The following is a 24,542-nucleotide window of genomic DNA, read 5'->3' on the forward strand; positions in this document are numbered from 1 at the left end:
TGGTGAATCACGAGTACAAGCCGCTTAACGAAAATATCAGGGCGAGGAATTAGCATGAAAATATCGATCGAGCTTCTCTATCATTACCTTAGCCATGCCTAGAACATACAGTGTCCTAAAACCCGTCACCCCGCTCAAAGTCGTAAAGCCAGTCGAGGCAATTCCGCCGGATGCCAAGCTCCATGATTTAGAAGAAACTTCTAAATTACTTACTGATCAATTCAGCGGCGGCTTCAGCGTGAAATCATTGAGGCGATTGATAAAAAGTGACTGGACTGAAGGGACTCACTATCTCTATGTTCGGAAGCGACTCAAGTTCTACCTACCCGCAATTCAAGACTGGGTTGTTTCCGGCGGCAGCGGTCGATCGGGATGATTCACCGCTCGATCGAAGACATCCAAATAAATCGCCTCATCCAACCACGCCCCGTAGACCAGCTCATGCACCTGCAAGGTGTGCCCCATCATTTTCGCCGCCGTCTTGGGTGGAACTCCACAGCGATCGCATCTCCCCGCGTAAGCATGGCGAAGGTTGTAAGCATTAAACGGCATATTGTTCTGAAACCATGCCGTTACACAGACCCCCATCTGGCGATTGCTGCTCTCAGCGGTAATCCGAACCTGCTTCGGATAGATCACTTCGCCAAGCTTCCACGCTTCCGCCCACTCTGGATAAAGTGGCTTCACCGGACGTTCCCCAGTCTTCGAGGTTTTGCGAGTTCGCAGGATTGGAAACTCTCGCAAATCGGGATAAAACACTTCATGATTGCGAAGCCCATAGACCGCAATCAATCCGTATAAATATTGCCAGCCCGGATCTTTAATTGACTCCCTCACCTGCGAGATCGTCTTATCGTCGGGAATGTCTCGCGGGTTCACTGGCTTAATTCCGATCTTCGGGGTGAGTGCTTTGATACGAGCGCTCGATATGCCCGCTGTCTCTGCCAGCAATTTACAGCAGGTCACATAATGCCGACGATTGACCGTGTGTGGGGAAGAATTCGCGGCGATGTACTGCACCAATAAATCTTCCGTGAGTTCCACATCTTTCGGCAATCCTTTCAAAACGCGCTGATAGCCAGAAAGCCACGTTGATTGGTTCGATTGATTTTTGCGATCGCGCGTGAGCCACCATTCTTTTTCAAATGCCTCAACCCAATCGCCGATCTTTTTTGTTGCTGGCGAATCCGGATCGTCAAAGTCTGAGAACTTGCGCCAGTCGAATTGCCCCAGGTTCAGATCCAACCCAACTTGAAGCGCAACTTTCTCTGCCGCATCAATTGCCGCTTTATCGATCGCCCGCATTTTCAGGGCGATTTTCGTCGAATAGGGCTTGCGGTTCTCGCCTGGTTTGGGTGGAAATGTGCCACGCAGATACAGCCAGTCGCCTTTCCCTTGTAGTACGAGCTTCACGCCAAACGCTTTTAAACGATCGTTGGCTTTCTGGAGATATTCAGCTAGATTGATCATGTGGAATTAATAGACGATCAGGGGGGAGTAGCAGGGCAGCGCTCCCCCTTTCCGTAGACAATTTATAGACAAATCGGCTGACTTGCAATGGGCGCGAACGCCTATTTTTGGTTATTCCTGACCTTGTTTGACCTTCAGGACAAAATCGCGAAATTGCTTGAAGTGTAACAATTTCAGCGATTTACTTGAAATTTCGCGATTACGCTTGTAGTATGTAAAAAGGAAATTTTTCATTGAGGAATATGATTCGTCCTACTTCGTTGCGCCACTGCCATGTCTCCAAACTGTGCCCACAGCTGTGGGGCAAATTGGGTGTGGTCATGCAACAGCCGTCAGGAGCGAATCCGGTCGCGACCTTGCTAGGACAAATCTTAGGCAATATCAGCGGCGGCTTGGGGACAGAGATTCTCCGGAGCGATCGCAGAGCTGAAATTTATATTAGCGACGAGAAATTTAATCTAGACCGAATCGACAGCGGGTGGCGTTGTAGTCGAACGCCAGTATGAGTTAGCACATCAGAGCTTTTCTGATTACCCCCGCTCAAGAGACTGAGACGGGGGTTTATTTTTTGCCAATTTCAAATGGAGCAACGCATGTTAAAGCTCACTTATACCGAATTTGGATTGCACTTGGAACGGGTGACGATTTCTCTGGAAACCTTAGTAGCTGGACGGGTAACTTTGGCGATGAGATTAGGTCAAACGCTGCATGTTGAGCCGAGCCGTGCGGCATTTTTGCTGTCAGTCCATGCACCAGGATTTGCAGAGTTAGAAAAAATGGTGCGCTTGGAACGGGCAGCAATGGTGTCGATCGTGCCCGTGGATGATGGGTTTGTGGAAGTGAGTGTTCAAGGAAGCTGGATCGCAGACACAGCAGACGCACATTCTGGAATGTTTGTAACTGCGTTAGGCGATCGAATCGAGTTCTTTGTCTACAAACTTTGGGAAGCGACTCAGTTGCAGGTTTCGCCATTAGTTTGACGAAATGGAGAGTGAAAGAACGAGGAGAAAACGGCTTTTCTCCTCGTTCCGCACTAGTTCCTGCGCAAAATCATCCAAATCGATAGCCAAATCCTCGCACTGTCATGATGTAGCGAGGTGAACTTGGATCAAGTTCTATTTTTTCTCGGAGCCATCGGATATGCACATCGACGGTTTTAGAATCTCCCAGATAGCTCATTCCCCAGATCTGTTCTAAGAGTTGTTCGCGAGAATAAACACGACGCGGATTGTTCATAAACAGTTCGAGCAACGAAAACTCTTTAGGAGAGAGATTAATTTCTCGCCCCTCGATCGTGACGCGATACTCCTGCAAATAGAGTGTGATTTCCCCATGCTGCAAGGTGGGCTGTTCTTCAGGTTGAAGATGCGATCGTCGTCTTAGCAATGCCCGACAGCGTGCAATTAATTCGCGAATGCCAAAAGGCTTGGTCAGATAATCATCTGCCCCTACCTCTAAGCCAACGACAATATCAGTCTCGCTTCCTCTCGCGCTCAGAATCAGGATCGGAATCGTGTTGCCTTCCTGCCGTAACATTCGACAGATATCTAGTCCACTGATTCCAGGGAGCATCAAATCTAAAACGAGTAGGTCGATCGCTGATTCCTCAGTTTTTGGAGCGCGCATCAATTCCAGGGCTTGTAGCCCATTATTCGCCGTTACTACCCCATAGCCTTCTTGTGTGAGAGTAGGAGTCAGAGCTTCAAGAATGGCTTCATCATCATCGACGACTAAAATACGCGCTTGAGACAAACTGAAAGAGAATCCGGAGCCGGACGATCGCATAAATAACCAAGTAACATCGGTTCTGCTGCAATCGATCAGACGATACGATGCACTGAACCAATTCTTACAATAAGCAACTTTATGGCTTTACAAGGTTAAGCGCGATTTAAAACCAAATTAATTTCTATTTATTAGGTTTCTTCAGAGGTTTTTGGAATGAGCGGTTGAACGCGATCGCGCGATTTGGAAGAGTGCCGTAATTTTCTGAGTTTGGGGGGAAACCCACCGATGAGATCATGTAACAGAACATAGAAGCACGGAATGATAAACAAGGTTAAAAGTGTCGCCAATGACAATCCAGAAAAGACGACAATCCCTAATGGTTGTAGAAATTCTCCACCTTGCCCGAGTCCCAATGCTAACGGAAACATCCCTAACACTGTTGTAATCGTCGTCATCAGAATCGGTCTTAAGCGTTGAGGAGCAGCACGCAGGATTGCTGATCGTCGATCGATGCCTTCTCGCTCTCGAATTTGATTGGCAAGTTCCACCATGACGATCGCATTATTCACGACAATCCCAACTAGCAGTACTGCACCAACAATCACCGTTGCTCCGATCGCAGTTTGCGTAACAAACAATCCTAAAATCCCACCTGCTAGCGCTAGCGGAATCGTGAACATAATCACCAGCGGATCGATCAGCGAATTGTACTGAACCGCCATGACTACAAAGACCAGAAAAGCAGCTAACCCGCCTAATAACGGCAAAGCAGATTGAATCTGTTGATTACTTTCAGCAGCCGAACTTGGCAAGCGACTGATTCCTTCAGGCATCTGAAATTGTTGCAGAATTTCGTCAACTTCTTTTAGAGCTTCCCCTAAGCTTGCCCCATCATTCAAAGTCCCCGCGATTTGATATACCTGTCGCTGATTGATGCGTTGAATTTGTCCGGGTGCTTGTCCGTTTTCGATCTGCGCTACATCGCTGAGTCGAACTAATTCATTGTTGTCAGTGAACAGAGGAATCTGCCCAATTTTAGAAGGTCGATCGATTAAGTTTTCATTCAGTTCGACTCGAACATCGACAAGCCGATTCCCCCGTTGGATTTGAGTTGGAGTTGTTCCTTCGATCGCAGTTTGAATTGTTTCTCCGATATCCTGTGTATTGAGTCCGAGAGCGGCGGCACGTTCGCGATCGCGGCGAATTTGGATTTCAGGTTGACGCTCATCGGTATCCGGGCGATATCTGGCAAATTTTGCTTGAGAAAGCTTGCCAACTAACTGTCGCCCTGTTTGTTCTAGTAATTCAGTGTTCTCACCTTGGAGAATGACATCTACTTCGGCACCTCGAACTGGAGAATTATTCAAAATCAAGCCCCGCACTTGCCCAGGACTAATTCGCAGCAAGATATCTACCAAATTGAGTTTGCGAAACTCCTGGTTCATCTTTTCTGCAAACTTTTCAACGTTCGTGTTCTGCTTTAGCGTAATGTTACTGGAAGCTCGGAGTGGATTTTCACTGGTATTACTTCCAAATAGAAAACCTCCCACTGTCGTAAACACGTATTCCGTCTCAGGTTGATTGAGCAGCAGTTCATCGACTGCTTTCATGACTCTGCGGCTCGTTTCGAGCGGAGTACCAGGAGGAAATTGAGCAAAAATATTTGCTTGTCCCGTGTTGATGCGAGGCAGGATCTCTTGGGGAATGCGGCTGACTGCAAATAAACTACTGCCACCAAAGATCAGAAAGGCAAATCCAATGACTAAAAAGCGATTGCGTAGGACTCGATCGAGCAATCGCCCATATCCCGCAGTTGCCGCTTCAAATCTTCGGTTGAATTCTCGAAGCAGCCAAAATCGCCCAACTCCGCTGGAGTAACGAATTGCTAGCAACCGCGAAGTTGCCATTGGGACAACTGTAACCGCAACTAAAATCGATGCGGCAACCGAGAAACTAATCGTCAAGATCAATTCATTGAACAATAGCGCAATGAATCCACCAATCAGCAGAAACGGTAACACCGCAACCAAGTTTGTACTCGTTGAAGCAACTAAAGCTGATTCGACAGATTGCCCACCTGCGATCGATTGCTCAATAATTTCTTCTTTCCCTAAATGACTGCGAGAACTCGTGCCAAAACCAGCTCCTAAATTATCAGAGATTGTTTCTAACATGACGATCGAGTTATCCACGACAATTCCCACCCCAAGCGCTAGACCGCCCAAGCTGAAAACGTTTAAGGATAATCCAAACAATCGCATTAAGATAATTGCAGCCAAAGTTGCCAGCGGAATCGACAACACGATGATCAAGGTCTGCCGCAATGAGCCAAGAAATAGTAATACTGCAACGGCTGCTAATGCTGCCCCGATCAAGCCTGAACTGGTCACATTGGAAATTGAATTTTGAATAAAAATAGATTCATCTAAAGTTGGTAAAAGTTGAGCATCTTGAGGAATGACATTTGACTGCCGTAATTCTTCAATTCTCTTTTTCACACCTTCGACCACTTGAATCGTATTGGCATCCGGTTGTTTCTGGATACTCACTTTCACAGCATCTTTGCCATTCAACACTGTAAAAACTCGTTGCTGCTGCGTTCCATCAATTATCTCTGCAAAGTCTCTCAGATAAACCCGTTGGGATATGCCTGGAGCTTGTGTTGTCGCTTGCGCGTCAGTTGTAGCAGGCTGAGAATCATTGACTTCAAAGGATAGATTGCGAATCTCTTGAGCATTGGCAAATCGACCAATCGTTCGAGTCAACGGCTCGGATCGATTACCTAAAATCCGTCCTCCTGAAATATCGCGATTCGTCTGCTCTAACTCATCTAAAACATCATTTAATCCAATTCCTAAAGCTTGCAGCCGATTGAGATCAACAATCACGCGTACTTCTTCTTCGACACCCCCCGAGACATCAACGGCTGCAACCCCCTGTACGACTCCTAATTCTCGCGCTAGTTCTTCATCCGCAAAAATCCGCAACTGAGAAGACTGAATTGAGTCAGAAGTCAGTGCTAATTCATAAACCGGAAGCTGAGAAGGATCGACTTTGAAAAGCCTGGGTTCTTCGATCGTATCGGGTAAGTTCCCTCGTGCCCGGTTAAATGAAGCCGTAGCATCATTTAAAGCCTGATCAATGTTGCCTCCCGGCTGAAAAAACAAATCCAAACTCACTTGCCCTTCACGAGTTTGAGAATAGATTTGAACCACACCCTCTGTTGTTGAGAGCGCTTCCTCTAGAGGTCTTGTCACTTCATCGACTGCAACATCAGGCGAAATGCCAGGAGCATTCACTCGCACACCAATTCTGGGATAGGTAATCGAGGGTAAAAGATCAACTTGAATCGAATTCAAAAAGAACACACCAATGACCACAACACACAACGTCAGCATCAATGTGCCAATGTGTTGCCGAATTGAAAGACCGCTAATACTAAAACTACTACGTTGAGGAAGGTGCTGCATGGACATGAATTCTATTCTCGTGATAAAAAGCTCAATCGTACTGGTGCGCCTGCTTTCAACTCGCCACTACTGCGAACGACAAAAGATTCACCCGGCTTTAATCCAGAGAGAACCTCAACCTGTCCATCTGCACGCTCGCCCAGTTGCACCTCTCTAGGGCTTACATTGGCTTGTTCCCCCGATCGAGTCACAACATAGATCGTCGCAGTCTTGGGTTGAGACTGATTTTGCCGATTCTGCTGCGGTTTTGTTCCAATCTGAGTTGCAGTTTCAGGCACAACAATTCTCTGACCTTGCTGCTGCTGAAAATTCACTCGCGCGAGCAATCCGCTGCTAATCTGCCCTGTCGTATTTGGAATCGTGACTTCAACCGGAATCAATCGAGCGCGGGACTGGGTTGCAGGCGCAATGCGGGTGACTCTCCCATTCAAAGTCTGATTTGGGAGTGCATCTAATCGCACCTGGGCTGCTTGTCCCACTCGAATCTGAGCGAGTTCCAATTCCGAAACCTGAACTTCGACTTTCACTTGACTAAAATCGCCCAATCTCACGACCTCGACTCCGGCTTGCGCTAAATTTCCGGGTTCAGTCGGACGTGCCAAAACAGATCCGGTCACCGGAGAAGTTAATACACTGTAAGATTGCCGCTCCCGCTCTTGCTCGACCACAGCTTGCTGAGCCGTAATCCGTCTCGCCGATGCCGCAACTGCCTGCTGGCGAGTCCCTACCTGTTTCTCTGCCGATCGCAAGGCTTGCTCGGCTGTGCCAACCCGAGTTCTTGCTGTTTCTGCCGTCTGCTCTGAGACTGCACCTTGTCGGAAGAGTTGGGCTTGCCGTTGATAATCCGATCGCGCTTGTGCTAACTCTAATCGCGCACGTTCCACTTGAGTTCGAGCCTCTTCAACATCCACTTGTAAGCTCGCAACCTCTGACTCTCTGGCTGCAACTTCTGCCTCTGCTTGGGCAACGGCTGAGTTCGCGATCGAGCCGTCTAATCTGGCAATGACTTGTCCCGCCTGCACGGCATCCCCAACATCAACTGTAATATCTGTAATTCGCCCTTCAGCTTGGGCGCGCAGAGAGACTTCTCTCGCAGGTCGAGTCGTTCCCGTATAAGTCTGTTCAGAGTTCAATGTGCCAACTTCGGCGATCGCAGCATCGACTGCAACTGCACCGCCTCGATTTTGTTGAACATTTGGCTGCTGCTGAGCATCCCCAGGTGGGATCAAGTTGCAGCTACTTAGTGCTAGCACTCCGGCAAGTCCGACATAGCTCAGAGTCAGGCGAGCAGGGAGCGGAAGTCTCATAGGTCTGAAAGATAAAAAAGCATGTTCACAATTTTTAATGATTTACACCCTAAATAAATCTTTCTAAAGGCTGAACTTGATGACTCGCCTTGGGGGTACGCAAATTCGCTTTCTTCCAAAAGAGTGACGAATTCTAAAGGAGGATTGCAAGAATCGAGGAGGTGTGGGCAAAACCTGTAAAACAATTTGATTTTAGGAAGAGAACCATGGCTGATTCACTGAGAACAATCGATGTTGATACGACGATCGCAGCCTTGCAGCAAGGTTTAACGGCGATCCCTGTTGAGCAAGCGATCGCAGTCATCGAAAGCTGGCAGCAGCAACTTCAAGGCACAGACTTAGCAGAAGACTTAGGGGATCTCAAACAAGCGTTAACCGAGGGCGATACGTCTACGATCGCTCAAATCCTGAGTGATTTAGGCGAGGATACTTCGGAAGCTGCATCTGAGGCAACAGGGAATGTCGCAGTTAAGGTCGAGCAGCTAGGCGAACTTCTATCACAAGCCGGGCAATCCCTGATGTAAGCCAACAAAAAGCGGATGTAGAAACCCACATCCGCTTTTTACTAGGGTTCTAACTCTAGAGAATATAGAGTAGCAAAAACAAAATAATCCAGATGACATCAACAAAGTGCCAGTAGATTTCTGCGGCTTCTACTCCGAAATGTTTTTCACTATTGTAGTGGTTGGGTTTGAGCGATCGCCAAAGCACCGCCAGAATCAAAATCAGCCCAAAACAAACGTGCAGCCCGTGGAACCCAGTCAGAACATAAAATGTACTTGCAAAAATGTTCGTCTTCAATCCGAACTCTAGATGAAAGTACTCATAAAGCTGACCCGCCAAAAACACAGCACCCATCGCTGCAGTAATCGCAAACCAGAGTCTTAAGCCTTTCACATCATTCTTCTTAATCGAAGAATCCGCATTATGAATCACAAAGCTACTGCCAATCAGAATCGCTGTGTTGATTCCAGGCAGTAACAGTTCCAGTTTCGGAGTTCCTTCTGGAGGCCAAACCGGGGTAACGGCTCGAAATGCCAAATACGCCATAAACAGCCCCAGAAAAATCATGCCTTCTGCCAGCAAAAACACAATCAGTCCTGGAATCCGCAGATCAGGATGCTCGTGATGTGCCTCTGCCGCAGCTTCGTGATGATAGTTGAGAGAAGTTTTTGCAGGATCGATAGTGGTCATAGCTTTGAGCAATTAAAGGGCAAAGGATGAAAAGCAAAGTTTCCATCCTGACAGAAGTTAGCGATTGTGACTTTCAGTGCCTCGATCACTCGGATCAGCGGCAACCACCGGATCAGGTTTCGCTCTCAAAGTTGAGCTTGGGCCAGCCGACAAGGCAGGATCACTCGCATCCGAAAATGGAACATCCACATCTTGCGATCGCGAACCCATGCCATAGTCATACGGACCTGTCGCTAAGACTGGATCAGCGTCAAAATTCTCAACCGGAGGGGGCGAGGTTGTCATCCATTCTAAGGTCAACCCCCGCCAAGGATTATCCCCCGCAGGCTCACCCCGCAACCAACTCCAAGTCGCATTGACAATAAACGGCAAGGTTGAAACTGCAAGCAAATAAGCCCCGATCGTACAAATCAAATTCAACGTCGCAAACTTGGGATCGTACTCAGCCACTCGGCGGTTCATGCCTTCGAGTCCCAATTTGTGCATCGGCATAAAGGCTAAGTTAAAGCCTACAAAGCTGAGCCAAAAATGCACCTTGCCCCAAGTCTCATTCATCATTCGTCCCGTGATTTTCGGGAACCAGTGGTAGAATCCGGCATATAGCCCAAACACACTGCCACCAAATAAAACGTAGTGCAGGTGAGCAACAATGAAGTAAGTATCATGGACGTGAATATCAAATGGAACAGAAGCGACCATTACGCCGCTAATACCACCCACCACGAACAGAGAAATAAATCCCATTGCAAACAGCAACGCTGAACTTCCGTCCAACTTGCCCCCCCAAAGCGTCGCCAACCAGCTAAAAATCTTAATCCCAGTTGGAACCGCAATAATCATGGTGGTGATCATAAAGAACATCCGCATCCAGGGCGGTGTTCCACTCGTAAACATGTGGTGAACCCAAACAATCAAGCCCAATCCACAAATTGCCAGACTAGAATACGCGATCGCTTTATAGCCAAAAATTGGTTTCCGAGCGTGAACCGAAATGATATCGGAGATCATGCCAAACACAGGCAAGATCATGATGTAAACAGCGGGATGAGAATAAAACCAGAATAAATGCTGATAAACGATCGGGTCTCCGCCACCCGTGGGATTAAAAAACGCCGTCCCAATCAGCACATCGAACGAAAGCAAAATCAGAGCGCCCGCTAGAACTGGAGTCGCAATCAACGCCAAAATCGAAGTCGCGAACATTGCCCAGCAAAAGAGCGGCATCTGATTCCAGCCCATGCCGGGAACCCGCATTTTCCAAATCGTGACAAGAAAATTAATTGCAGCCAGAATTGATGAAGTTCCCAGTAGAAGCACGCTGAGAATCCAGATCATTTCTCCCGCTTTGCCTGTAATCAAACTAAGCGGCGGATAGTTTGTCCAGCCTGCTTCCGGCGCACCGACGAGGAAGCTACTCATCAACATTAGCCCTGCCGGGGGAATGATCCAAAACGCCAGCGCATTCAGTCTAGGAAACGCCATATCTCGCGCCCCAATCATTAGGGGAACAAGATAGTTGCCAAAGCCACCTGTTCCTGCTGGCACAATCCATAAAAAGATCATCACCGTCGCGTGAACGGTAAACAAACTGTTATAAACTTCGCGGCTCACGAAATCCGAATCCGGAGTTGCTAATTCCGTTCGCACCATCGTTGCCAGCACACCGCCAATCAGGTAAAACGCAAACGTCGTGACCAGGTATTGAATCCCAATCACTTTATGATCGGTACTAAAGCTAAAGTAGCGTCGCCAGTTTCCGGGTTCTTGCCCGTGAGCAGGGCGATTCGCTTGTTCTTGAAATTCGGCTGCTTGTGTCATAACAAATTCTTAAGAGGAATACGCTTCTGAGCCTTCGCTCATCGGGTGAAGCTGGTGCAGCATTTCAGGAGTAACCCCTGCATCCTGAGCATAAGGAGCAAGATATTCCGCATCAGTCATCTGTGCTGGACTGAGCGCGATCGCTCGGTTTTGTTCATCTGCCTGCGCCACTTTCATACTTTGTAGCCAAGCGTCATAGCTTTCTTGCGATTCAACCAAAACATGTGTCTTCATCGCGCCATGATACGCCCCACAAAGCTCAGCACAAATGACTGGATAGTCTCCTTCGACAGTCGGCGTAAACCGAATCTCAGATTGGCGACCCGGCACCGCATCTTGTTTTAAGCGAAACTCAGGAACCCAAAACGCATGCAGCACATCGTTAGCGGTGATATTCATGACCACAGGACGACCCACGGGTAAATGTAACTCACCAGAAATAATTTCGTCTGGGTAAGTAAATAGCCAAGCATATTGCATGCCTGCTGCTGCAATCGTCAGCGGTTCTTTTCCGGCAGGAATCCTGCCAACCTTGGGAGATTCAATGCCCATCACCGGAGCATCACGACGAGCGGGAATGTCTTCTTCAACCGCATTTGTGACTGGATTTTGCTTCACGGCTGTATCTGTGGCTTGATTGGGATCAACGTCTGCGATTAAAGGAGCAGCGATTGCAGATCCCTTCATCTGATGATGTTGTCCATGCGCGACCGAATGATCCATCGGGTCGAAGCCACCTTCAGAATTGTAGATATCAAAGCTATAAATCGAAATACCTAACACAATGATGGCAGGAATCGCTGTCCAGACAATCTCGAGCGGAATATTTCCATGAACTGGATCACCATCGCTTTCATCACCTGACTTCCGACGAAAACGTAACAATGCGAACACCAATACAAAGTTAACGAGCAGGAAAATACCTGTCCCAATCGTTAACATGGCATTGAATAAATTATCGACCAGTGGCGCAGCTTCTGTCGCCGCCACGGGAAGCAGGTTATGGTTTTGACCATACCAGAGGCTGACAAGCGTCAAAACAATGCCTGCAAGAAGAGTTGAAATTTGACTAGGAATATTCACGGCTCACCCATCTTGCCTTTACGACTTCAAGAGTTCTAGATCCTGGTCTAGTCTCCTTCCACGGTAGGTCAGGTTGCCCAGAAAATGCCCACTTTCAACCTGAACTTTAAGATTTTCTTTGGGATCTAGCTGAAAGTATTACAGGATACCGATTTTGTTTTTCTCAAATCCGAAGAATTCCCAAAGGTCGCAGGCGTTCTAGGATTCCATGTCTAAAGTAGAGCTTAGAGCGGATGCTCTCGCAATTGATAAACTTTTATTTTGTTTTGGACAGTTTTAGTAACCTGCCCCGCGAAATACCTCTATGTCTGATTCATCGTTTAACCCCTCAACGCTCGTTCGACCCGCTGCGGCTCGCAGTTGGATTACGCGGCTCGTCTTTGCGCTCGCGATCTCAACGTTGTTCTTGATGGCACTGGGCAGCGCCACACGCGTCATGAACGCAGGATTGTCTTGCCCGGATTGGCCCTTGTGTTATGGCGAATTTGTCCCTCGTGCGCAAATGAATCTAGAAGTCTTTCTAGAATGGTTTCACCGATTGATTGCAACCTCGATCGGGTTTGGCGCGATCGCGCTAGTGGCAGTCGCTTGGTGGTTCCGGCAAGACCTGCCAAAATGGACACCCTGGGCAACCGTGTTTGCACTATTTCTCGTGGTTTTCCAAGGTGTTTTAGGAGGTCTAACTGTTACAGAATTGTTACGGTTTGACATTGTGACTGCACATCTTGGAACTGGCTTGTTGTTCTTTAGTACTTTGCTGGCGATCGCAACGTCTTTAATGCCCTATCAGGGAACCGGAACAGTCGGTAAGCTTCGCTGGTTCGGTGTTGCTGCAACTGGCTTTGTCTATTTTCAAAGCATTCTGGGCGGCTTAGTTTCTTCTCAGTGGGCATTGCATCAATGTTTTGGGCAATCGCAATTGTGCAGCGTGATGAATAGCCACATTGCGGGAATTGTTCCACCGACGATCGCAGTTTTATCTTTGGTGATTTTGGCTTGGCGAACTCCAGCGCTGCATCCTCTCCTCCGTCGTTTAATCAACGTAGCGGGATTGTTGCTTGTTCTTCAGTTAACTTTGGGCGTTGCAACATTCAAGCTACGGCTACAGGTTGAACCTTTGACGGTTGCCCATCAAGCTACTGGAGCCGCACTGCTTGGGACTTTACTGGTGTTTACGGTTTTAGCGCTGAGAGACTCGACTCCAGCCCTCGAAGCCGAAGCTTAAACCTATAGTTCTACTCTCTCGTTTGACCAGGTATGGAAATGCAAAATTCAGCGACAGGCGTAATTCGCCATAACCAAGATGTTCTGCAAGTGATTAAAAGCTATTGGCAGTTAACAAAGCCAAGAATTATCTTGCTGCTGCTCATCACGACTGCAGGCGGAATGTGGATCGCAGCTCAAGGTCAAGTTGATCCTGTGTTGTTGATCGTAACTTTGTTGAGTGGTACGTTTGCCGCAGGCTCAGCAAATACGATTAATTGTCTGTACGATCGCGATATCGATTACATCATGGAACGGACTCGCTCTCGTCCGCTCCCTTCTGGGCGGGTGAGTCCCCGAGATGCCTTGATTTTTGCGATTACGTTAGCGGTATTATCATTTGGCTTATTAACCTATTTCGCGAATCTTCTCAGTGCTTGCTTGGCAATGTCAGGCATTTTCTTCTACGTTGTCGTCTATACTCACTGGCTCAAGCGTCACAGCACCCAAAACATTGTAATCGGTGGTGCGGCGGGCGCGATTCCTCCGCTTGTGGGTTGGGCTGCGGTCACAGGGGATCTGAGTTGGGCAGCTTGGGTCTTATTTGCGATTATTTTTCTTTGGACACCGCCCCATTTCTGGGCGTTGGCGATTATGATTCGCGAAGATTATGCCAAAGTTGGCGTGCCAATGTTGCCCGTTGTTGATGGCAATGAACCAACCAGTAAGCAAATTTTTTACTACACGTTGTCTTTGATTCCGGTTTCGCTCTTGCTCGTTTATCCACTGCATGTGATGGGAGCAGTTTATGCGACGATCGCGCTTTTGTTGGGCGGAATTTTTGTTCAGAAAGCTTGGAAGTTGATGCAGGCTCCATCGGATTTGATGGTGGCTCGATCGACGTTCAAATATTCGATTCTGTACTTAATGCTGCTCTGTGCAGGCATGGGAATTGATTCGCTGCCGATGACGCATCAGATGGTCAGCGCGATCGCTCAACATATGCAAACGGTGATTGGCGCATTGCTTTAAAGACAGATCTCAAAACAGACACAATCCCGTCGAGTCGGAGTTTTTTTGGAAGCTCCGACTTTTGCATTTTTGCACATCGACAGAGTGCTGAATCAGGTTTTCCAGCTTCTATCCCACCATTTCCAGGATTGATTTCGCTGCTCGACGACAGGCACCAGGTTCACCTAATACTCGTCTCATTTCTTGATAATCGGCGATCGTTTTCTCCCGCTTCTCTGTCTGCAACAATTCCATTGCCGATCGCGCTAAATTCTCTGGGGTTGCTTCATCTTGCAGAAACTCCGGCACAATCTCCTTCATACCGACCAAATTCGGAGGCGATGCAAAGGGAATTTCCAATTTCAAAATATGCTCAGCCACCCAAGCCGTAAAAGGAGCTAATCGATACATCACAACTTGCGGAACATTGAGCAGCGCAATTTCAAGATTCACGGTTCCCGATTTTGTAATCGCTAAATCCGCAGCAGCGATCGCGTTCAAGGGTGAACCTTCTACAATCACCGCATTTAAGCCATATTGTGCGATCGCGCTTAAAATTTGCGATCGATACCGCTCCAACGACAAGGGAATCAGAAATTTCACATCGGGAAGTTTCGCCTGAATCTGCTGTGCCGCACCAAAAATTGCAGGCAGCATGTATTTAATTTCTTGCTGACGCGAAGCAGGAACAAGCACGATCGCCGTTTCATCGGACGAGATCCCTAACTTTTCGCGAGCAGAACTCCGATCAGGTGCATCTTTCATGCGATCGATTAAAGGATGTCCGACAAATTCAGTTTTCGCACCATGTTCGGCGTAGTATTCAGCCTCAGCAGGAAAGATCGAGAGAATGCGATCGCTGATCTGCACAATCCAATCCGTTTTCTTCTGATTAATTCTGACCACCCACTCTTGAGGCGCAATAAAGTAAACCGTTGGCACCGTCGGCAAGTGCTTGCGCACATGTAAACCAATGCTGATATTCGGATCGCTATAATCCATCATCACAACGAGATCGGGCGGATGCGCTTGGAGATATCGCTTGGCTTGTTTCTGAACTTTCAGCGTCGGCAGAAGGTAGGGTAGACCTTCAATAATCCCGATCGACCCAATTCCGACCGTATTGCCGAGAAGTTTTGCACCTGCTGCTGCCATACGATCGCCGCCGAGTGCCAGAATTTCGATATCGATTCCGAGTTCGCTGGCTTGTTCGTAGAGAGCTTTGACGAGTAATGAGCCTTGCAAATCGCCAGAGACTTCGCCCGTGCTAATAAAAATTCGCTTTTTCATAACTCCTTCTGTCTCGATCCTCTGATCCGCAAACACAGCGAATCAGTCCTTCAACGTCGCACTCGGAGTCAATCCTCTACGCCCTGGCAACATTGACAGTTGCAAAAATCGCTGAAAATGCTGGACATGCTCATTTTCGGGCAATAGATCCAATCGCTCTAACGCCTCATTCATCGCCAAGCCCGATCGAAATACAGTACGATACGCTTTTTTCAACAAACTCAAATCTTCTGACGAAAACCCCGATCGCTGCGGACCAACCTGGTGAAATGCCCGAATCCGAGACGGATTTCCCTCAACAATCACAAACGGCGGCACATCTCGATCGATGCGACTCATGCCTCCAATCATCGCATGTCGCCCAATCCAGACAAACTGATGAATGCCCATCACGCCACTCAATCTCGCCTTCGATTCAATATGCACATGTCCCGCCATCTGCACCGAATTGGCAATAATCACTTGATCCTCAATCACGCACTCATGCCCCACATGCACATAAGCCATGAGCAGATTGCCATTACCGATGAGCGTAATGCGATCGGCAAAGGTCGGGCGATGAATCGTGACATATTCTCGGATCTGGTTGCCGTTGCCGATTCTCACTAGCCCCCGCGATCCGTCGTATTTCAAATCTTGGGGTTCAAGCCCGATCGCAGCACCCGGAAAAATCTGATTCCGCTCCCCAATCTCAACCCACCCTTCAATCACCGCATGATGCCCAACACTTGACCCCGCACCAATCTTTACGTGTTCTCCAATCACAGCATATGCACCAACTTGGACGGTTGGGTGAAGTTGAGCATTCGGGTGAATTACAGCGGTCGGATGGATCAAGGTTGGGGCCATAGCGAAGGGTAGAAGGGTTAAAAGGAAGACATAGCCGCGATCGATACATAGGCTCAGATCGCACTAATCTTAATCGACTAGCGCAAACATTAAATCACCTTCACATGCAAGTTGTCCGTCAACTTCGGCACGACCGCGCATCTTTCCAAATCGACGACCCTTGACTGAAAGCAGTTCCACAGTCATAACCAGTTGATCACCTGGCACAACCGGACGACGGAATCTAACACCATCGATTCCAGCAAACATGAACAAGCCCTCTTGCACATCTGCCATTTGAGTTAAAACAACGCCACCAACCTGTGCCATCGCTTCAACAATCAGCACACCCGGCATAATCGGGCGACCTGGAAAGTGGCCTTGAAACTGAGGCTCATTAAACGAGACATTCTTAATTCCAACCGCCAATTTTCCAGGCACAAAATCGATAATGCGATCGACTAAAGCAAACGGATAGCGATGCGGCAGAAGCTGATGAATCTCCTCAGTGGTGAAGGTTTTCTTCACTTCAGGCTCAGCGGGAGTCTCAACATTTTCGAGCGGTGCAGTATGGGTTTCGATCACGGTTGTCATGGGCGGGTAAGGAGTATAGAACTAAAAATGTGCAGGTAAAATCTCAGACAGTTGACGCACGAGTTGAGTATGCAATTCATGACTCGCCTTGTACGCCAAAAAATGAGCCGTTGGCAACGTCCCCAATAAACTGAGATCTCCTATTAAGTCTAGAAGTTTATGGCGCGCTGGTTCATTTGAAAAGCGCAAAGGTGGATTTATCCATCCTTCACTACTGCAAACCAACGCATTTTCAAGTGATCCGCCTTTAATTAAACCATTCGCTCGTAACTGTTCGATCTGATGAGCTAATCCAAATGTTCTGGCTGGAGCAATTTCGGTGGCAAATGTCTCGGGATCAAATTTCCAACTGTGCCATTGATTTCCGATCGCGCTGAGATCAAAATCAATGCCATAAGAAAATCGCAGTTCGCTCGATGGCAATGCCGCCACAAATGCATCGCCATGACGCACGAATACAGGTTCGGAAATGACGATCGCAGATTTCTCTTCGGTCTGCTCGACAATTCCTGCTTGGGCGATCGCGCTTGTCCACGATCGCGCCGAACCGTCTAATAAGGGAATTTCCGCTCCATCGACTTCAATGCGAGCGTTATCAATGCCCATGCCTGTGAGAGATGCCAGCAAATGCTCGACTGTGCGAATTCTGGCATCTCCATTTACCAGTTCGGTTGACAGCATCGTTTCACGCACCGACTCAATTCGAGCCGGAATCTCAGGCGCACCAGGTAAGTCTGTCCGAACAAAATATCGTCCTCGTCCTGGCTCAGCCGGTAACACTCTCGCTGTCGTTTCTTCGCCGCTATGCAGTCCGACTCCATAACAAGAGAAGCTTTGACGAAGTGATCGTTGCACCTGTCGAGTCATGCGCCCCTGATTCTGCGTGCTGACCATGTTTAGAATCGCTCCCCGAAGCCGAAGCGAATGTTGTTGCCGCCTTGATCATTCCAACCAAAGTCGATCCGAATTGGACCTAAGGGCGATCGTACTCTCACACCGACTCCATAGCCCAAACCACTGCCAGGTTTACCCCGCACGCCTGCCGGATTTCCTGGAACCTTATCGCCTGAGCCGAGATCAGTCGCAGCATCGACAAATAGCGCGCCCGAAATAATCGAGAAGATCGGGAATCGATATTCTGCGGTCGCTTGCAAGTAGCTCTTACCGCTTCCAACATCGCCTTCATCGTAACCGCGTACCGAGTTGGTTCCACCCAATGGAAACGCTTCATACGGCGGCACATCTCCCAGGATTGTTCCACCTTGAATGTTGAACGCAAAGGCTTGGGCACAGCGCCCTTGAGGTTGGTTCTGCAAATCAACTCGACGGGTATCGCGATCGCGACATTCAGGCGTAAATTTCGTCAATCGAGTCGGAATGTAGAAGCTATAACTTCCCCGCAATCGGTTGAAGAAAATACTGCCTGACCCAATCGGTAGCGATTGTTCGGTACTAAATTGCAGAACGGAGCCGCCTGTCGGTTGCAGAAAATCATTTCTGCGATCGCGTCTCAGCACTAACTGCCCGGTGAACAAATCATCTTTACCCGAAGGATCAAAGGTCAGCGGATTACCCAATTCATCAACTCGGCGACGAATTCCATCCGCATCGGTTGCGGTGACTCGTTGATACTGTAATCCGAGTGAAGCTGTCCATTCGGCTCGCTCAAACACATTGCGCGACAGCGGACGGGCAAAGCTAATGCCGCCACCTGTACGATTAATTCTGGGTCGATCGCGATCTTCATTTCCCAGTCGAACTTCGGGATCACCCCCATCAAAAATCAGCGAAATCGTTCTGCGTCGGAACACGCTTAACGTGTAAGAAGTCCGGTACGGATCACCTGCAATCCAAGGATCAGTAAACGACAGTTCATACTGCTGATCTCGCTGACCAATTTGCACTTCAGCATTCAGCTTTTGGTTGTTCCCGCCAACGTTTTGCTGTCCATAGCTGAGACTTCCAAAGAAGCCACTAGCTGAACTAAAACCGCCCGCAAGCCCAATATTTCCGGTATTTTTCTCGACGGCATTTACGACAAGAACCACTTTTCGGCGATCTTCACCCACATCCAAAGACGGACGGAGATCTTCAAACAGTCCTAGTCCAAATAGTCGTTGGAAATCGCGCTCTAAAATTTGACGGTTAAAAACTTGTCCAGGCTTTAATTCGAGTTCGCGCGTAATAATAAAGTCCCGCGTTCTACCCCGAATCGGATTGCCTTTGGCATCGCGATCGCTGCCTTCTTTATTAATAAATCGAACCTGAATTCGCTCGATTTCGCCTTCTGCGACCTGCAAGACAACCGTTCCGTCTGGGTTAATCTGCGGCTGTTGGGCGTTAATCACCTGCGCCAAGACAAACCCACGATCTTGGTAGTATTTCGTCAGTTCTTGAATGCCACTCTGCAAATCTCGGAAGTTCGTAATCTTGCCGTACTGAGGGCTAAAGATTCGATTGACCACATCTGCGGGGACGACTTTGCTGCCTTCAAGCTGTACCGACTTCAACGGCGGATTCGCAGTTACTTCAAACGTGACCCGCACTCCAAGCGGTGTATCTTCCGGGGTCGCTCTCACATTCGAGAAAAATCCAGTCGCAAAGATGGCGTTGATATCGTTTTGCAACTGCGATCGCGTTGTTGTCCGTCCGGGCTGAGTTTGAATCACACGATAGACTTCTTGCTGCAATTCCCCGTCAACACCTGAGACAACGACTTCAGACACTAACACTCTTGGCTCAGCTTCAGCGGGAGGTTGGGTCGGTTGTCCGGGTTGGGAAGTTGGCTGCTCTGGTTGAGGAGTTGGCTGCCCTGGCTGTAAAGGCTGGGTTGGAACCGCTTCTGAAGGCGTTTCTGAAGGAGTCTGCTGTCCTTCAGGCGTAATCGGTGCGGTTTCTGGAACCGTTGGAAGAGTCGGCGTAGTTGGCGTGATGGGAGCCGTTGGATTAATTTGAATCCGATCGGGCGTTTCTTGCTCGATCGTTCCTGCCTGAGCGATTACTGGAGCCATTTTTCCGTTCAGTCGCGTCTCGACAGGCTGGCTCGTCTGCATCACAGGAGTCGTTTTCACAACGACATCTTTTGCAGAAGGTTTAGATTTGGAAACGGTCGATCGATCCGTCAATTTAGCTGGCTGAAGGGGCGATTTTGCCTCAGCAGAATGCGACAAGCCAAGCGTTGCCGTCAACGCAACCGCAGCCATCACAACAGGAGATAAGCGCATAGTATTCACAGTTTTTCGCACGTCCTCACACTCTTTCTGCTCAAAGCAGACACAACAACATCACAGAAGTTAGTCACGATCCCGCTAATCGGCAAGATTGTACCGCACCCTGAGTATCAATACCCATCCATGTGAAGGATTTTCAACTGGCTGATGCTGCATTTTTCAACATTTTGCAGATCATACCGTCTGACCTAGCACCCTTTCCATTACTTGCCGATAAGCACCTTCCACATTTCCCAAGTCCCGCCGGAAGCGATCTTTGTCTAAGACGCGACGATCGGGATCGGTTTCGGATTGATCCCACAGCCGACAAGTATCCGGGCTGATTTCGTCTGCCAGGATAATTTCTCCGCGCGAGTCGGTTCCAAATTCCAACTTAAAGTCCACTAATGTGATGCCACATTGCTGAAAGAAAGTTTGCAAGACCGAGTTAATCTGGTTTGCCATTTGAATCAGTTGCTCGATTTGCGCGGCTGATGCGAGATTGAGCACTCGCAATCGATCGGGAGTCAATAAGGGATCTCCGAGCGCGTCGTCTTTGAGGTAGAACTCGACGAGGGGGGGATTGAGGGTCGTGCCTAACTTCAGTCCTGTTTGTTGACAGAGACTTCCGGCTGCAATGTTCCTGACGACGACTTCTAAGGGGATAATTTTGACGGCTTTGACCCGCATTTCGTTGCCTGAAGTCTGCTCGATGAAATGAGTTGGGACTCCATTGGCAATCATGAGTTTGAAAAGATGGGTGGCGATCGCGCAATTCATTTCGCCTTTGCCCTGAATGCTGCCGCGTTTCTGAGCATTAAAAGCCGTCGCGTCGTCTTTGAAATATGTCAGCAAAACTTCTGGATCTTCTGTAGCGTAGAGAATCTTAGCTTTGCCTTCGTAGAGTTTTTGACCAACAGACATGGGACGACAAGAATTTTAGAACGCTCATCATTGTACAACTCCGGAACGTGGCATGAGTGAATGATGAATCTGTTCGTGCGATCGCACCCTCGATCATACGCAATAGATTTCTGCGGTTTCCGAAGTGCGATCGCGGTTCGACGTTCGGAAAACTCAAACCGATTACAATGACAGGTAACAACTTCCGTGTTTTTGAAGAGATGACACTTCAAGAGTTACAAAAACAAGTGCTGCAATTGTCAACTCACGATCGCTGGCAACTGGTACAAGAGCTTTTAGAGTCTTTGAAGCAAGAAACTGAACCGAAACCGAAACGGGGAAATCTGTCACGTCTGAAAGGGATTGCCAAAACTTCAGATGTCGAGAGCGATACTCAGGAAGAATATGTAGATTATCTGATCGGGAAATACAAGTAATGCGGGTTCTAGTTGATGGAACGATTAGAGGAATATCGGCAAGCAATTAGATCGCTGTTAGAACAGTATGCTGCTGAAGGGAATCAGGACGATCAATTAGAAACTCAGGTGATTTGCGATCGCGAAAACGATCATTACCAGTTGGTTAGCTTGGGTTGGCAGGGACAGCGGCGTTTTTATAGCTGTTTGATGCACCTGGATATTAAGAATGGCAAGATTTGGATTCAGCGCAATCAAACTGATCGATTGATTGCTCAAGAACTGGTTGAGATGGGTGTCACTAGAGAGGACATTGTCTTGGGTCTGCAACCTGCTTATGCAAGACCTGATACAGGGTATGGTGTGGCTTAGCGATCGCTGAGAGCAACGCTTCTAGAGCCGATCGATCGGCAACAGCAGATTATCTTCAATTTCCTGCCGCACCTCCTCGCTGACCTTACCCTCCTTTAGCAATTTGACTAGAAATTGATTGGCATTGTAGTACTGCCGTAAATCCTGATTCTGGGATTCGGCAAACTGCCAGTCGTGACCAATATTTCGATGTTCAATCATCGTTTGTCGCAATGCTTGAATCCACTGCTGCCCTTCGCTGTGCCACCACTGCTTGAAAGAATCAAAACGCTCTTTGGACAAGTTTTGGGGTAACTGTTCTCTAAGCTTTTGTAGCTTTTTCACTAATTCTGGATCAAGGGTACGGGCGAGGGCGAGGGCGAGGTCAAGGGCGAGAGCAAGGTCGCAGTCGAGGGCGCGAGCACGGGCGCGGGCAAGGTCGCAGTCGAGGGCACGGGCAAGGTCGAGAGCAAGGTCAAGAGCGCGGGCAAGGCCGAGAGCAAGGTCACGGGCAAGATCGAGGGCATGGGCAAGGTCGAGGACATGGGCAAGGTCACGGGCAAGGTCGAGAGCGCGGGCAAGGTCACGGGCAAGGTCGAGGGCATGGGCGCGGGCGAGATCGAGAGGAAAGTAAAGCGCTCGAAGTGCAGAAGATTTATATGGTGCGTTACTGGATTCAGCTTTCTGAGCAACCCACGCCAGAAACTTCTGGCATTTAGCATCTTGCGAGACAGATCCATCAATTGCCTGTTTAATCAGCTTGAGCAATTTGTCAGAGGGTTGAGATTTGAGGAGTTGCTCCACTACGTTTTGCCACTGACGATTGGCTATCTTGCTAGCAATTTGTTCAGGAGAAAGTTGAGTCAGCCATTGCACCGTGAAGTGTTCCTGAAAGGTGAGATGAGAAAACGACCATAGCTGATCAGCCCGTTCGACGAGTAATCCATGCTGTGCCTCGATCGCTCTCAATACCGCTTCTCCATCTCTTGAATTGTCAAGCTTGAGTATTTGGGCAATCTGCTGCGTCAAAACTTCTTGCTCAAACAACACAAAGTTCTCTGGATTCTCAAATTTCCACGCTGCAATCTCAGTAAGCAGTTGCTTTTTTTGCTTTAGATCAAGGGCACGATAGACTTCATTTCCCATCTCCCATCCAGGAATGTCTTTCCGCTCATTCCATCGTTCCAATAGTAAATTGATTCCCTGGTCATAGAGCGAAGCCTGTTGAGTCGGTAATTCTCCCGTATCTTCAAACACCCAGCACATCAAACTCAACAGCACTGGTGTTACGGTCAATTCTTTGAGAGCAGGATTTTGGTCGATTTCACCTTCAAAATTTCGCCATCGTTGATCAACTTCGTTGTCCTCCAATCCACTAGCCCGAAACCAATTCTCGACAAATCGCTGAACTTGCTCTGGATTGAAGTCTGCCACCTCAACAGCAGTAAAACCCTGCGGCATCTCTCCAGTAATAATCTGAGTCCGACAAGTCAGGATAAATCGATTTCTCGCATGTTCTGGCTTTTTAGCAAGGTCGCGCACCTGAGTTTGCACATTTGCTCGAAATGCGCTGCTTGGAACTTCATCTAGTCCATCCATCAACATGAGCAGATTCCCTTGCTTCAGAAGTTTTTCTGTTTGCTGAAGAGACAACTCTAGCTGCTCAGCGATCGCATCTAACAAGTTCCATTCTTTTGATCGAATCTGTCGCAATTCAATCAAAACAGGAATCAGATCTGATTGAAATTTCTCCTTGCTGCAATCTACTGCTAAATGCTTGAGAAACGTCGTTTTCCCTGCCCCTGGCTTTCCTAGAATCAGCAAGCGATTTCTTTGATTCGCAACTTCCATCCCGTCAGCCCGAATATCGCGATCGCCCAATCCCAAGCGATCGTTCCGCAGATCAAACAACTCCCACATCTTTGATCCGGGCTGTAATGTCTGAGTTGGACGCTTCAGCAACCAGACATCAACATAAAGCTGATCGACTGTAATCTCAGTTTGATTCAACAATCGAATCGAGTTGTACTGAGCGATCATCTTTTGGCGACAGCGCGATCGAATTTCTTCGATCGTCTCTTCCCTCTGAGATGTAGCTTTTGGAATCGAGCAAACCTCTTTCAGTTCCTTCGCTACTCTACGAATTTCTTGAGCGATAGCTAGAAATGCTTCGTCTCGATTCTCCCACTGAGTAACTGATTTTATGCCTTCACCCGGCTTGCTCGGAATTGCTTGAAGTTGATCTAAGGGAGGAAATTTCCATTCACAAGGGCGAACAATAATTGGAACAACGCGCGCTTTGCCTTGCTGATGTCGCTCGATCGCATGACTCAGTTCGGAATCGTAACAGTAGTCAGAAGCAATGAAATTTGGGCTAATCAGCAACAGAATAATTTCAGCAGTATGGAGATTACCAATCGCTTGTGCCCTATCCGTTCCGGCAGTAATATCCCTAGCGCTCCAAGTATCGATGAAGCCCTGACGTTTCAGCAAAGCAAGATGCGTATCGAGTTCATCGCAGAAGATTTCGTCTCTGGTCGCATAAGAAATGAAAAGCTTCAGGGTCATGGGGCAATACTCATCATCGATCGAAGAGAATGAGAGAATTCTTTCTTCTCAATGTAATCAATCCAAGGTCTTTCAGTCTAATTTGAAAAAATTACGATC

General features: G+C 48.2%; 22 protein-coding genes. 8 read left to right on the top strand and 14 right to left on the bottom strand.

The genetic code is table 11. From position 1 onward, the window contains the following. Window positions 1–94 precede the first annotated feature (94 nt). Window positions 95–376 (top strand): hypothetical protein, encoded by a 282-nt coding sequence (locus tag LEPBO_RS42455; RefSeq protein WP_144056263.1) that lies wholly within the window; start codon window positions 95–97, stop codon window positions 374–376. On the opposite strand, the gene LEPBO_RS38145 is transcribed toward LEPBO_RS42455, so the two are convergent. Next, window positions 334–1,470 carry a site-specific integrase gene (locus LEPBO_RS38145; protein ID WP_017290195.1) on the bottom strand — a complete coding sequence of 379 codons (1,137 nt, stop codon included), beginning with the start codon at window positions 1,468–1,470 and terminating at the stop codon, window positions 334–336. The genes LEPBO_RS42455 and LEPBO_RS38145 overlap by 43 nt on opposite strands. A gap of 242 nt (window positions 1,471–1,712) precedes the next feature. On the opposite strand from LEPBO_RS38145, the gene LEPBO_RS0124285 reads away from it, so the two are divergent. Both LEPBO_RS0124285 and LEPBO_RS0124290 read left to right on the top strand, forming a co-directional pair. Next, window positions 1,713–1,976, top strand: coding sequence for a hypothetical protein (locus tag LEPBO_RS0124285; protein WP_144056264.1), 264 nt, complete (start codon window positions 1,713–1,715; stop codon window positions 1,974–1,976). Between the two features lie 87 nt (window positions 1,977–2,063). After that, on the top strand, window positions 2,064–2,450 hold the full coding sequence (locus LEPBO_RS0124290; RefSeq protein WP_017290197.1) for an alr0857 family protein: 387 nt from the start codon (window positions 2,064–2,066) through the stop codon (window positions 2,448–2,450). A 70-nt stretch (window positions 2,451–2,520) separates the two neighbouring features. Here the strand turns inward: LEPBO_RS0124290 and LEPBO_RS0124295 are convergent, their stop codons facing one another. The 3 genes from LEPBO_RS0124295 to LEPBO_RS0124305 form a co-directional block, all read right to left on the bottom strand. Further along, window positions 2,521–3,222: a response regulator transcription factor gene (locus tag LEPBO_RS0124295; RefSeq protein WP_316428379.1), complete on the bottom strand. Its 702-nt coding sequence runs from the start codon at window positions 3,220–3,222 to the stop codon at window positions 2,521–2,523. 164 nt (window positions 3,223–3,386) lie between these two features. Then, window positions 3,387–6,674, bottom strand: coding sequence for an efflux RND transporter permease subunit (locus LEPBO_RS0124300; RefSeq protein WP_239741219.1), 3,288 nt, complete (start codon window positions 6,672–6,674; stop codon window positions 3,387–3,389). A gap of 5 nt (window positions 6,675–6,679) precedes the next feature. Continuing rightward, window positions 6,680–7,975 (bottom strand): efflux RND transporter periplasmic adaptor subunit, encoded by a 1,296-nt coding sequence (locus LEPBO_RS0124305; RefSeq protein ID WP_017290200.1) that lies wholly within the window; start codon window positions 7,973–7,975, stop codon window positions 6,680–6,682. A 206-nt stretch (window positions 7,976–8,181) separates the two neighbouring features. Here LEPBO_RS0124305 and LEPBO_RS0124310 point away from each other — a divergent pair, with 206 nt between their 5' ends. Continuing rightward, window positions 8,182–8,499, top strand: coding sequence for a hypothetical protein (locus LEPBO_RS0124310; protein ID WP_017290201.1), 318 nt, complete (start codon window positions 8,182–8,184; stop codon window positions 8,497–8,499). A 55-nt stretch (window positions 8,500–8,554) separates the two neighbouring features. Here LEPBO_RS0124310 and LEPBO_RS0124315 read toward each other — a convergent pair whose 3' ends face one another. The 3 genes from LEPBO_RS0124315 to LEPBO_RS0124325 are packed head-to-tail and all read right to left on the bottom strand — an operon-like array spanning window position 8,555 to window position 12,070. Beyond that, window positions 8,555–9,169 (bottom strand): cytochrome c oxidase subunit 3, encoded by a 615-nt coding sequence (locus tag LEPBO_RS0124315; protein WP_017290202.1) that lies wholly within the window; start codon window positions 9,167–9,169, stop codon window positions 8,555–8,557. A 57-nt stretch (window positions 9,170–9,226) separates the two neighbouring features. After that, a complete protein-coding gene (gene ctaD, locus LEPBO_RS0124320; protein ID WP_017290203.1) occupies window positions 9,227–10,987 on the bottom strand; it encodes a cytochrome c oxidase subunit I in 1,761 nt (586 codons plus the stop codon). Between the two features lie 9 nt (window positions 10,988–10,996). Continuing rightward, entirely contained in the window at window positions 10,997–12,070 is a 1,074-nt protein-coding gene (locus tag LEPBO_RS0124325; RefSeq protein WP_017290204.1) for a cytochrome c oxidase subunit II, read from the bottom strand. Between the two features lie 304 nt (window positions 12,071–12,374). On the opposite strand from LEPBO_RS0124325, the gene LEPBO_RS0124330 reads away from it, so the two are divergent. Beyond that, the gene (locus tag LEPBO_RS0124330; protein WP_017290205.1) at window positions 12,375–13,295 is read left to right on the top strand and encodes a COX15/CtaA family protein; all 921 of its coding nucleotides are present in this window, start codon (window positions 12,375–12,377) and stop codon (window positions 13,293–13,295) included. 38 nt (window positions 13,296–13,333) lie between these two features. After that, window positions 13,334–14,305 (top strand): heme o synthase, encoded by a 972-nt coding sequence (locus tag LEPBO_RS0124335; RefSeq protein ID WP_026148886.1) that lies wholly within the window; start codon window positions 13,334–13,336, stop codon window positions 14,303–14,305. 108 nt (window positions 14,306–14,413) lie between these two features. Here LEPBO_RS0124335 and lpxB read toward each other — a convergent pair whose 3' ends face one another. The 6 genes from lpxB to purC all read right to left on the bottom strand — a co-directional run bounded on the left by lpxB (window position 14,414) and on the right by purC (window position 21,129). Then, the gene (gene lpxB, locus LEPBO_RS0124340; RefSeq protein ID WP_036046524.1) at window positions 14,414–15,574 is read right to left on the bottom strand and encodes a lipid-A-disaccharide synthase; all 1,161 of its coding nucleotides are present in this window, start codon (window positions 15,572–15,574) and stop codon (window positions 14,414–14,416) included. Between the two features lie 42 nt (window positions 15,575–15,616). Further along, the gene (gene lpxA, locus LEPBO_RS0124345) at window positions 15,617–16,423 is read right to left on the bottom strand and encodes an acyl-ACP--UDP-N-acetylglucosamine O-acyltransferase (protein ID WP_017290208.1); all 807 of its coding nucleotides are present in this window, start codon (window positions 16,421–16,423) and stop codon (window positions 15,617–15,619) included. Window positions 16,424–16,492: 69 nt separating this feature from the next. After that, window positions 16,493–16,996, bottom strand: coding sequence for a 3-hydroxyacyl-ACP dehydratase FabZ (fabZ, locus tag LEPBO_RS0124350; RefSeq protein ID WP_017290209.1), 504 nt, complete (start codon window positions 16,994–16,996; stop codon window positions 16,493–16,495). Window positions 16,997–17,017: 21 nt separating this feature from the next. After that, the gene (lpxC, locus tag LEPBO_RS0124355) at window positions 17,018–17,890 is read right to left on the bottom strand and encodes a UDP-3-O-acyl-N-acetylglucosamine deacetylase (RefSeq protein ID WP_017290210.1); all 873 of its coding nucleotides are present in this window, start codon (window positions 17,888–17,890) and stop codon (window positions 17,018–17,020) included. 2 nt (window positions 17,891–17,892) lie between these two features. Next, window positions 17,893–20,220: a BamA/TamA family outer membrane protein gene (locus tag LEPBO_RS0124360; protein ID WP_017290211.1), complete on the bottom strand. Its 2,328-nt coding sequence runs from the start codon at window positions 20,218–20,220 to the stop codon at window positions 17,893–17,895. Between the two features lie 180 nt (window positions 20,221–20,400). Continuing rightward, window positions 20,401–21,129: a phosphoribosylaminoimidazolesuccinocarboxamide synthase gene (purC, locus tag LEPBO_RS0124365; RefSeq protein WP_017290212.1), complete on the bottom strand. Its 729-nt coding sequence runs from the start codon at window positions 21,127–21,129 to the stop codon at window positions 20,401–20,403. A 56-nt stretch (window positions 21,130–21,185) separates the two neighbouring features. On the opposite strand from purC, the gene LEPBO_RS44525 reads away from it, so the two are divergent. Together LEPBO_RS44525 and LEPBO_RS0124375 are read left to right on the top strand one after the other, a co-directional pair. Beyond that, a complete protein-coding gene (locus LEPBO_RS44525) occupies window positions 21,186–21,545 on the top strand; it encodes a hypothetical protein (protein WP_017290213.1) in 360 nt (119 codons plus the stop codon). Between the two features lie 15 nt (window positions 21,546–21,560). Continuing rightward, window positions 21,561–21,896, top strand: coding sequence for a XisI protein (locus tag LEPBO_RS0124375; protein WP_017290214.1), 336 nt, complete (start codon window positions 21,561–21,563; stop codon window positions 21,894–21,896). A 21-nt stretch (window positions 21,897–21,917) separates the two neighbouring features. Here LEPBO_RS0124375 and LEPBO_RS41875 read toward each other — a convergent pair whose 3' ends face one another. Then, a complete protein-coding gene (locus LEPBO_RS41875; protein WP_017290215.1) occupies window positions 21,918–24,443 on the bottom strand; it encodes a TIR domain-containing protein in 2,526 nt (841 codons plus the stop codon). Window positions 24,444–24,542 lie beyond the last annotated feature (99 nt).

Origin of the sequence: Leptolyngbya boryana PCC 6306, assembly GCF_000353285.1 — a bacterium.
GTDB classification, from domain to species: Bacteria; Cyanobacteriota; Cyanobacteriia; order Leptolyngbyales; family Leptolyngbyaceae; genus Leptolyngbya; species Leptolyngbya boryana.

What these genes read in the sequence shown, in the direction of transcription:
- LEPBO_RS38145 (WP_017290195.1), bottom strand. Translation starts at nt 1,470, where the DNA reads ATGATCAATCTAGCTGAATATCTCCAGAAAGCCAACGATCGTTTAAAA.
- ctaD (WP_017290203.1), bottom strand. Translation starts at nt 10,987, where the DNA reads ATGACACAAGCAGCCGAATTTCAAGAACAAGCGAATCGCCCTGCTCAC.
- purC (WP_017290212.1), bottom strand. Translation starts at nt 21,129, where the DNA reads ATGTCTGTTGGTCAAAAACTCTACGAAGGCAAAGCTAAGATTCTCTAC.
- LEPBO_RS0124335 (WP_026148886.1), top strand. Translation starts at nt 13,334, where the DNA reads ATGCAAAATTCAGCGACAGGCGTAATTCGCCATAACCAAGATGTTCTG.
- fabZ (WP_017290209.1), bottom strand. Translation starts at nt 16,996, where the DNA reads ATGACAACCGTGATCGAAACCCATACTGCACCGCTCGAAAATGTTGAG.
- LEPBO_RS0124310 (WP_017290201.1), top strand. Translation starts at nt 8,182, where the DNA reads ATGGCTGATTCACTGAGAACAATCGATGTTGATACGACGATCGCAGCC.
- LEPBO_RS42455 (WP_144056263.1), top strand. Translation starts at nt 95, where the DNA reads ATGCCTAGAACATACAGTGTCCTAAAACCCGTCACCCCGCTCAAAGTC.
- LEPBO_RS41875 (WP_017290215.1), bottom strand. Translation starts at nt 24,443, where the DNA reads ATGACCCTGAAGCTTTTCATTTCTTATGCGACCAGAGACGAAATCTTC.
- LEPBO_RS0124290 (WP_017290197.1), top strand. Translation starts at nt 2,064, where the DNA reads ATGTTAAAGCTCACTTATACCGAATTTGGATTGCACTTGGAACGGGTG.
- LEPBO_RS0124330 (WP_017290205.1), top strand. Translation starts at nt 12,375, where the DNA reads ATGTCTGATTCATCGTTTAACCCCTCAACGCTCGTTCGACCCGCTGCG.
- LEPBO_RS0124305 (WP_017290200.1), bottom strand. Translation starts at nt 7,975, where the DNA reads ATGAGACTTCCGCTCCCTGCTCGCCTGACTCTGAGCTATGTCGGACTT.
- lpxC (WP_017290210.1), bottom strand. Translation starts at nt 17,890, where the DNA reads ATGGTCAGCACGCAGAATCAGGGGCGCATGACTCGACAGGTGCAACGA.
- LEPBO_RS0124375 (WP_017290214.1), top strand. Translation starts at nt 21,561, where the DNA reads ATGGAACGATTAGAGGAATATCGGCAAGCAATTAGATCGCTGTTAGAA.
- LEPBO_RS0124360 (WP_017290211.1), bottom strand. Translation starts at nt 20,220, where the DNA reads ATGCGCTTATCTCCTGTTGTGATGGCTGCGGTTGCGTTGACGGCAACG.
- LEPBO_RS0124285 (WP_144056264.1), top strand. Translation starts at nt 1,713, where the DNA reads ATGATTCGTCCTACTTCGTTGCGCCACTGCCATGTCTCCAAACTGTGC.
- LEPBO_RS0124300 (WP_239741219.1), bottom strand. Translation starts at nt 6,674, where the DNA reads ATGTCCATGCAGCACCTTCCTCAACGTAGTAGTTTTAGTATTAGCGGT.
- LEPBO_RS0124315 (WP_017290202.1), bottom strand. Translation starts at nt 9,169, where the DNA reads ATGACCACTATCGATCCTGCAAAAACTTCTCTCAACTATCATCACGAA.
- lpxA (WP_017290208.1), bottom strand. Translation starts at nt 16,423, where the DNA reads ATGGCCCCAACCTTGATCCATCCGACCGCTGTAATTCACCCGAATGCT.
- lpxB (WP_036046524.1), bottom strand. Translation starts at nt 15,574, where the DNA reads ATGAAAAAGCGAATTTTTATTAGCACGGGCGAAGTCTCTGGCGATTTG.